Below are 292 nucleotides of genomic sequence, written 5' to 3' on the forward strand. Positions count from 1 at the left end.
CCACGGCGCCGTCGTCATCGGCACGCACGGCATCGGCGTCAGTGCGCCGAGCGCCGCCGCCGTGGCCGCCGCAACCATCGGATTGGCCACGCAACTGCATACGCCGAACGGCATGATGTTGAGCATCGGCACGTGGTCCATCACGGTCGCGGCCGGTGCACCTGCGAGCACACCTGTAGCCGGCAGCACGTTCAACGGGGCAGGAGCCGCGCCGAAGCTGCATTGCAACGCCGTTCCCGCAGTGACCTGAATGCCCATGATCAGCCCCTCACCCATTTCTCGAGATGCTTGA

1 protein-coding gene is annotated in these 292 nt (G+C 66.4%); it reads right to left on the bottom strand.

Annotated elements, in window-relative coordinates; all coding sequences use genetic code 11:
• Positions 1-258 (bottom strand): DUF4280 domain-containing protein (locus EOS_RS05465; protein ID WP_047845589.1); only part of this gene is annotated, 258 nt, incomplete at its 3' end.
• Positions 259-292: the final 34 nt, after the last annotated feature.

The sequence above is a fragment of the Caballeronia mineralivorans PML1(12) genome, from assembly GCF_001028175.1.
Taxonomy (GTDB): domain Bacteria; phylum Pseudomonadota; class Gammaproteobacteria; order Burkholderiales; family Burkholderiaceae; genus Caballeronia; species Caballeronia mineralivorans.